A 7,727-nucleotide genomic window follows, 5' to 3' on the forward strand; every position below is an offset into this window, starting at 1 on the left:
AATTAGCCCGCTGACCAAACATGCCGTTGCCCAGGCTAAAAATGCTTTCGGAAATCTGATTATACTCGGGCACAAACCCTTCTTCGATAATCGACCAGGGATGATGTTTGATATAATTTTTCATGCAAATGATGGTAAACGTTTGAATATGGTAAGGTCTGCGTCTTTCAGATCAGGAACTACAAGGTCTGCCTCATGCAATAGTTCAGGCAAGCCCACTCCTACACATGGAAAGCCTCCCCGTTTGGCTGCCTGCACACCGGAAATAGCATCTTCAAAGACAACGCACTCTGAAGGATGCAAGCCCAGGCGATCGGCTCCAAGCAGAAACACCTCTGGGTGAGGCTTGGAATGGCTTATGTGGTTACCATCCACTTTCACCTGAAACAGATCGCTCAGCCCAACGGCTTTTAGAATAGTAGGCGCGTTTTTACTGGAAGATCCCAACGCCACTTTTAATCCGGCCTTTGCCAACACATGGAGAAACTCTCTGACTCCCGGCAGAATGTCAGCAGGAGTCATTTTAGATATTATCTCTACGTATCTGTCGTTCTTACGCGTGGTTAAAGCTTCAATTTCCTCATCGCTTTTTTCGAGATCTCCTATCGCCAAAATGCGCTTCATAGAGTCTACTCTGCTCACGCCTTTTAACTGCTCGTTGTCTTTTTCCGTAAAAGGTATATTCAGTTCATCGGCAATAGACTTCCAGGCTATATAATGAGCCGGAACTGTATCTACAATCACCCCATCTAAATCAAAAATGCAGGCCTTTGGTAAAATCATAGGTTTATAGAATAATTGGCACGTATCATATTTTCTGTTTCTTTCAGAGGCTTAAAAACCTCGAAAGTGGTGCCTTGAGTACGTTGAGCTCCAAGTGCATTGGCATACATTGAAGCCAATATGTAATCGTTTTGTCCGTCTCTCAGCCCATAGGCTAGTCCTCCCGCAAAAGAGTCTCCACAGCCGGTGGTGTCTACTACATTTTCCATGTAAATGCTCTTTACGAATTCTTCTTTGAGCTGTCCGTTTACTTTTGTAAATACCTTACAACCGGTGGCATCGGTAGTTACAATTAAAGCCTTGGGGCCTCTATCTAAAATGTAATCGGCCATGGGGCGAAGGTGCTCCTGACCAATATCATCCAGAAGATCGGTGAGTTCCTCTTCTCTGTACTCGTGCTTGTACCAGGTACACCACGATTCTTCCAGATTCATCTTTAGAACATCGATATAGGGTAGCCAGAAGTCTCTTTCCACCCAAAACTTCTTGTGCCGATCGCCCCCGATGGTCATAGTATGTGTGGGGCCATGAGCATCGAATATGATGGTTCCATGGCTAAACTCTTTTAGGTATTTAAGCGTATCGAGAGCTATTTCATGGTCGGTTATAGGCACAAAAACAAACACGTTGCAATCCAGAAACGGAGCCATATCCACCGGCATTATGGGGTTCATAAAGGCCGTTTGTTTTTCTACCCTAAAGTTCTGATCGAGAAATTTAAGTTTGATCACGTCTCCGCTATCGGCATCGTCTGTAACGCCTTTCATATCTATGGCCGAATAAGGGGCAAATAATTCCTTTACTGCAGCCATGTCTTTTTTGCGAATATGCGAAACCGGATAGACCGTTCCCTGGCCCTGAAGCAACTGGGCAAGCCCTATAGTAGGGTGGGTAATGCATCCGTACTTCTCTATAACTTCTCCCTTATGAGTAGTAATATGATCTCTGGGAATAGGGCCAACTACCGCTATTTTATATGCTCCACTCATAGGCCATTAGCTAAAGTATATCCAAATAGCAATTATAAGAGCTATAAGCAATACCGTAAGCACCAGGTCTTTCGTTCTGGAGGCTTGCCCCCTGGCACTCAGCACTCCCTTGGCGTATGTAATATCTTTGATTTGTTCTGGTGCCGGTTTTTCGGACATTAAACTCACCACTATGAGTACCACAGAACATATAACAAAAAGGAAAATGGCCAAATGCAGGAAGTTGATAGCAATAATGGCACTTAGAAAATCGGGCAATGATGCTTTGAAAACATCAAGCACTAGCAGTCCCATACCTAACACAAAACCGGTCCATAGAGCAGCCATTGCGCCTTTTGCATTCAATCTTTTAAAGAATATTCCTAGCAAAAACACAGCGGCAATAGGGGGTGAAATATAGGCCTGTACTGTTTGCAAATACGTATAGAGCTGTCCGGAGATACGCTCCATTATGGGGATCCAAACAATACCTACTGCCACCATAATGATGGTAGCCAACTGCCCTACTCTCACCAGCTTCTTTTCTGAGGTATCGGGTTTCCAACGCTTATAAATATCGATGGTAAAAAGTGTTGAGCACGAGTTGAACACGGAGCTTAGTGAGCTCATTAGTGCGGCCAGTAAACCGGCTATTACTACACCTCGAAGACCTGCCGGCACCATACTCTTCACCATCATAATGAGTGCCTGATCATTCTTTTCCAGGTCGAAAACACCTTTTTGAGAAAGGGCAAACGCAATTACTCCGGGAATAACGAAGATGAAAAGCGGAAGCATCTTCAGAAATCCGCCAAAAAGGGTTCCTTTTCTCGCCTGCTCAATGTTACGAGCGGAAAGCACTCGCTGCACAATGTACTGGTCTGTACACCAATACCATACCCCTAAAATGGGAGCCCCAAACAGGATGCCAGTCCAAGGGAATTTATCATCGGATATTGGCTTCCACATAGACATAAAGCCTTCGTCTACACTACTGGTTAGTCCTGACCACCCGCCTAATTCGTTCAGACCAAAGTAGGTTACAGCAATGGCACCTCCAATGAGTACAAACATTTGAATCATATCGGTATAAAGCACGGCCTTTAACCCTCCAAAAACGGTGTAAACACCTGTAGCTACAACTATGATGATGGCTCCTGTCCAAAAAGGCACCTCTATGGCTGAGAAAACTACAGCTCCGGCAAAAATGGTCACCGATATTTTGGTAAGTATGTAAGCGATTATCGAAACCCAGGAAAGATAGTTTCTCGCCTTGGAGGAGTATCTTCTTTCTAAGAATTCGGGCATGGTAAATACTCCGCTTTTCAAGTAGAAGGGCACAAAAACCCAACCTAAGAGCATAAGCATAAATCCGGCTATAATTTCGAATTGAGCCACAGCCACACCCCCTGTTGCCCCATCGCCTGCTAAACCCACGAGGTGTTCAGAACCAATATTGGATGCAAAGAGTGATGCGCCAATGACAAACCAGCCTACATTCTTACCTCCCAGAAAGTAATCGGACGATGAAGAGTTAACTTTTTCTTTAAAAGTGGCCCAAGCGGCTATACCAAAGACCAGCACAAAATAGGCGGCTATAAAAATGTAATCGAGACTAACTAGGTCTACCATAGACGTAAGGTTAAGGTGAATGATATTCAATAGTTGCTACTGATATACACGAACATAATCAATTTCAAAGCGGTTTGGAAAGATATCGTTTGCAATGCCCTTTTTGCCGCCCCAGCCACCTCCAACGGCCAGGTTTAGGATGAGGTAAAAGGGTTGGTCGAAGGGCCACTCGGCATAACCATTGCCTGAGTTTTCGAAAGTGAAGTATTTCTCATCGTCTAGAAAGAAATCGATTTTATCCTCATCCCATTCAATAGTATATACATGGAATTTATCGGAGATATCGGCTACCTGAACGGAGTCTGCCTTCTGTGTGCCTTTTAGGTGGTTGAAGGCTTCGGTGTGTACCGTACCATGCAGGTTACCCTGGTCGTGGCCTACATGTTCCATAATGTCTATTTCTCCACTTTTGGGCCAGCCACCATAGTTATTGGTGGTGGGCAACATCCATATTGCGGGCCAATTGCCACGTCCTTTTGGAATTCTGGCTCTCACCTCTACCCTGCCATATTTCCAATCGCCTTTGTTTTTTGTGATGAGCTTGGCCGAAGAATAGGCACGGGTTTTAAAAGAGTCGGCCAATGCAGTAATGGTGAGTATACCATGGGCTAAATTGATATTTTCGGGCCTGTCGGTATAATACTGAAGCTCATTGTTACCGAAACCGCACAGATCGGGGCAGCCATCACCAACATAGGCTGTCCACCGGGTGGTATCCAACTCACGGCCATCGAATTCGTCTTGCCAGACCAATTGTGGTTTTTCGTTACAGGACTGAATGAGCACGAGGGCTCCAATCATCATAAGTTGACTAAGCTTTTTCATTTCTGTTTGAATGTATTTAAGATGCCGAAAGAAGGCAACCCGGGCACAAAATCTCATGCACAATTGGCAAACAGGAATTGAATACAGGAGGTTAGTCGCTGCCGGGTAGCCTCATTTATATGTTAAGCACTTATCGGGAAGAATCCCGGATAATAACCCTCGAATCAAACTTCAGGTGAAGCTGGTGTTGGGGTATATGCCTTTTCTGAATTACTTTAAACAATAGCTCGGCCGCAGCCTCACCCATTTTAATAGGTTCGTGCGTTACGCTGGTAAGGTTGGGTTCTACTATTTCGCACAAGTTGCTATTGCCAAAACCAACCACCGAAACATCTCTTGGAACATTAAGACCCATTTTTTTAAGTTTTAGAATGGATTCCACTGCCAATTCATCGCTAAAGGTAAAAAGGGCATCGGGTCTTCTTTTAGGGTCTTCAAACATCTTCTCTATAATCGCATCGTGAGGTTCATCGGGGTGAGTGAACACGACAAAATCTTCATTAATCTCGTAGTCGTAGGTTCTGAGAGCCTCCAAATAACCTTCATATCGGCTTTTGCTAATCCCCAGCAGTCCAGGGCCTCCAAGATGGGCAATGCGCTTGCGCCCACGTTTTATCAGATGTTCCACCGCCTGGAAACCACCTGTGAAATCGTTGGCTTCTACGGTTGGCGTATCGAAGCCGGGAGCAATGCGATCGAAAAACACAAAGGGTACATCATAGGCCTTGAGTGTCTCCAGATGATCGAACTCTTTGGTTTCACTGGAAACCGACAGTATAATGCCCTCCACTTTACATGAAAGCAGCGACTTAATCTGGTCTATCTCATCATGATAATTCTCATTAGACTGACAAATTATAGTATAGTATCCGTTGTCGCTTACCACCTTCTGAATACCATCGATTGCAGAAGCGAAGAAGTTACTGGTAATGTGGGGTACTAAAATACCTATAGAGTTGGAACGCTTGGTGCGTAAGCCTGCAGCAATAAAATTGGCCTGATAACGCATTTCCTTTGCTTTTTCGGCTACCAACTTCTTGGTTTCTTCACTTATGTTTGGATGATCGTTGAGCGCTCTCGACACCGTTGAAGGTGAAATACTCAGCGCATTGGCAATGTCTTTTATCGTAATAGCCATAGTCTCTTAGTCTTCTTTTGGTTGAGCGTGTGTGCCATCGCAATACGGAAATTTTCGCGAACGTTTGCAACGACAAAAGGCCACTGTTTCACGATGTACCTGCTTATGGTTTCTTTCCGTTACCGTGGCTCCTCCTTTTATCAGTATGGGGCCTCCCGGTATGAGCGTTACCTTCACATCGCTATTGTCTTTCTCTTTAAAGCGAACGCCTTTAACAGATAGTGCTTTTGAGGGGCACTCCCGAACCAGAGCCACAATCTGATCTGAATTGGCCTTTTCCGGTTGAACCCACGGTCGCTGCTTGAGATTGAACACCTTGGGCAAGCCCCTGAGGCAAATACCGGAATGAATGCACAGATCTGGTTTCCATACTATGGTAACCTCTCCATTGCTATATTCCTTTACCAGTGGTTCACTCATGGCACAGTCGTTCGGCTGATTAAATTAAGCGAAAATAGAGTCAAACCGAAACATCGGAAAATAATTCAAGGGCAATTTATATATGTTGTTATTAACATATATTAATATTAATATTATTAGCTATATTGTTTTAATCGCTCCAATTCCGAAAAAACAAGTTCGAACCATTCGTTTTGACGCTCTGAGTCTCTTCCATGACCGGTTTCCTTATCGTAGTTCAGAGAAAATCGCTTAAAATCGGCCAGTAGTTGCCTCACATATTTGTTATAAACTTTTAGGTCTCGCTCTCCCCTTTTGTGCAATTCACTAATCTGCTTCCTTATTTTTCTGCCATACAATTCGGCAATATCGAAGTGCAGCTTTTCATGAGCCAATAGTGCTATGCTGGTAGAATCGGTGGTCCAGGAGTCTTTCTTCACAAAGAGTACCTTCACCTCAAACCTGGGTTCATCGTTAAATATGCCCCCTCGTATGGAATGGGTTACGGAGGTCAGAGCAAGCCCCCTCTCCTCTTTGGACTTTTGTTTTCTAAACCTAAAGTCTTTCCAGCTTAGGTATAAATTGTCTGACCACTCAATATAAGCCGTTGTATCTACTGTTAAAAACTGCGCCTTACTCTCCGGCCCGTGAACCAACCCTGTGAGTATGAGCAGTGCTAAAGCTATATTTTTCAAGAATTTCATTGAGCTATCTAACTTCTGCCGCGTGAATATTGTGGGTAAACTAACCCAAAGCTAACGATTTTGTATAGCGAAGCGGTATCTTTGTCTTGCATGAAGTTTGAGAAATACGCTTTTCACCCGCTTATTAAGTCCAATCTGGCAGAGCTTGGCTTTAAAAAGCCTACGGACATACAGTATAAGGCCATAACTCCTATTCTCAAAGGAGAAGATGTATTGGCTATTGCACAAACAGGAACTGGCAAAACGGCTGCCTTTGCCATTCCAACGGTACAAAGGTTATTGGATCATTCGCGCAAGCTCAATATAAACGCAGTGCGATGCCTGGTGATGGTTCCTACCCATGAACTGGCACAGCAGGTAAAGCAAACATTTCAGCAGGTGAGCAAAGGCAGTGGCCTGACCATTTATGCTATTTACGGTGGGCTGGAGCAGGACCCTCAGATTAAAATGCTTCAATCGGGTATCGATGTGCTCATTGCCACACCAGGCCGTTTGTTCGACCTCATTAGCCAGGGCTATTTAAACCTGTCGCTATTAGAGGTGCTTATTGTGGATGAAACCGACCATATGCTGGGGCGTGGCTTTATTAAGGATATGCGAGACTTACTGCCTCACTTACCCAAAAAAAGGCAAACACTGTTTTTCTCGGCCACCATCAATGAAGAGATAAAGAAACTGGCTTATTCGCTGGTACATAAAGCTATTCGTATTCAGCTATCGCCTAAAAATCCGGTAGCCAAGAATATTGAGCATGCCGTGGCTTATGTAGAAATGGATGATAAGCGCTACTTTCTGGAGCAACTCATAAAAAACAACCCAGAGGCTAAGATGCTTGTGTTTGTGCGTACCAAAGTAAGGGCCGAAAGAGTACAAAAAGCCCTCCAGCGTATGGAACTGAAAGCGGACACTCTGCATGGAGACAAAGATCAAAAGCAGCGCGATGAAACTCTGGGCAGGTTTAAAAGTGGGGTTTTAAAGGTACTTATTACCACCGACATCAGTGCCCGAGGTATTGATATACCTGAAGTAGATTTTGTTGTGAATTATGACCTGCCTGAAACGGTTGAACATTATGTACACCGGGTGGGCCGTACAGGCCGGGGTTTTGCAAAAGGTCAGGCTTATTCCTTTTGTAGCCCGGAAGAAAAAAAAATACTTGAGCAAATTGAAAAGGAGCTGACTGAGCCCATTGAGCGTATTAGCATTAGTAAAGGAGACTATGCCATGGTAAAGGCACTCACAGAAGATGACTCCAAAGACTGGCGACAGTTATTAAAG

At 44.4% G+C, this 7,727-nt stretch carries 9 protein-coding genes; 1 reads left to right on the forward strand and 8 read right to left on the reverse strand.

Annotation, left to right across the window (positions count from 1 at the left end; all coding sequences use genetic code 11):
• The 8 genes from B3763_RS12785 to B3763_RS12820 all read right to left on the reverse strand — a co-directional run.
• On the reverse strand, nucleotides 1–124 hold a 124-nt coding region (locus B3763_RS12785), incomplete at its 3' end, for a hypothetical protein (RefSeq protein ID WP_286747040.1).
• Nucleotides 121–783 (reverse strand): beta-phosphoglucomutase, encoded by a 663-nt coding sequence (pgmB, locus tag B3763_RS12790; RefSeq protein WP_286747032.1) that lies wholly within the window; start codon nucleotides 781–783, stop codon nucleotides 121–123. The genes pgmB and B3763_RS12785, both read right to left, overlap by 4 nt.
• On the reverse strand, nucleotides 780–1,772 hold the full coding sequence (locus B3763_RS12795; protein WP_189631179.1) for a carbohydrate kinase family protein: 993 nt from the start codon (nucleotides 1,770–1,772) through the stop codon (nucleotides 780–782). The genes pgmB and B3763_RS12795 overlap by 4 nt, the downstream gene beginning before the upstream one ends.
• Before the next feature lie 6 nt (nucleotides 1,773–1,778).
• Complete coding sequence (locus B3763_RS12800) at nucleotides 1,779–3,383, reverse strand: sodium:solute symporter (RefSeq protein WP_189631178.1); 1,605 nt, start codon at nucleotides 3,381–3,383, stop codon at nucleotides 1,779–1,781.
• Between the two features lie 36 nt (nucleotides 3,384–3,419).
• On the reverse strand, nucleotides 3,420–4,208 hold the full coding sequence (locus tag B3763_RS12805) for a glycoside hydrolase family 16 protein (protein ID WP_286747033.1): 789 nt from the start codon (nucleotides 4,206–4,208) through the stop codon (nucleotides 3,420–3,422).
• Between the two features lie 130 nt (nucleotides 4,209–4,338).
• Entirely contained in the window at nucleotides 4,339–5,346 is a 1,008-nt protein-coding gene (locus B3763_RS12810) for a LacI family DNA-binding transcriptional regulator (protein ID WP_189631176.1), read from the reverse strand.
• 6 nt (nucleotides 5,347–5,352) lie between these two features.
• Nucleotides 5,353–5,766: a (4Fe-4S)-binding protein gene (locus B3763_RS12815; protein WP_189631175.1), complete on the reverse strand. Its 414-nt coding sequence runs from the start codon at nucleotides 5,764–5,766 to the stop codon at nucleotides 5,353–5,355.
• A gap of 116 nt (nucleotides 5,767–5,882) precedes the next feature.
• Nucleotides 5,883–6,449, reverse strand: a complete 567-nt coding sequence (locus B3763_RS12820) for a DUF922 domain-containing protein (protein WP_286747036.1) — start codon at nucleotides 6,447–6,449, stop codon at nucleotides 5,883–5,885.
• A gap of 90 nt (nucleotides 6,450–6,539) precedes the next feature.
• Here B3763_RS12820 and B3763_RS12825 point away from each other — a divergent pair.
• The coding region (locus B3763_RS12825; RefSeq protein WP_286747038.1) for a DEAD/DEAH box helicase at nucleotides 6,540–7,727 on the forward strand (1,188 nt) is incomplete at its 3' end.

It is taken from the genome of Roseivirga sp. UBA1976 (assembly GCF_002336325.1).
In the GTDB taxonomy this organism is placed as follows: Bacteria; Bacteroidota; Bacteroidia; order Cytophagales; family Cyclobacteriaceae; genus Roseivirga; species Roseivirga thermotolerans.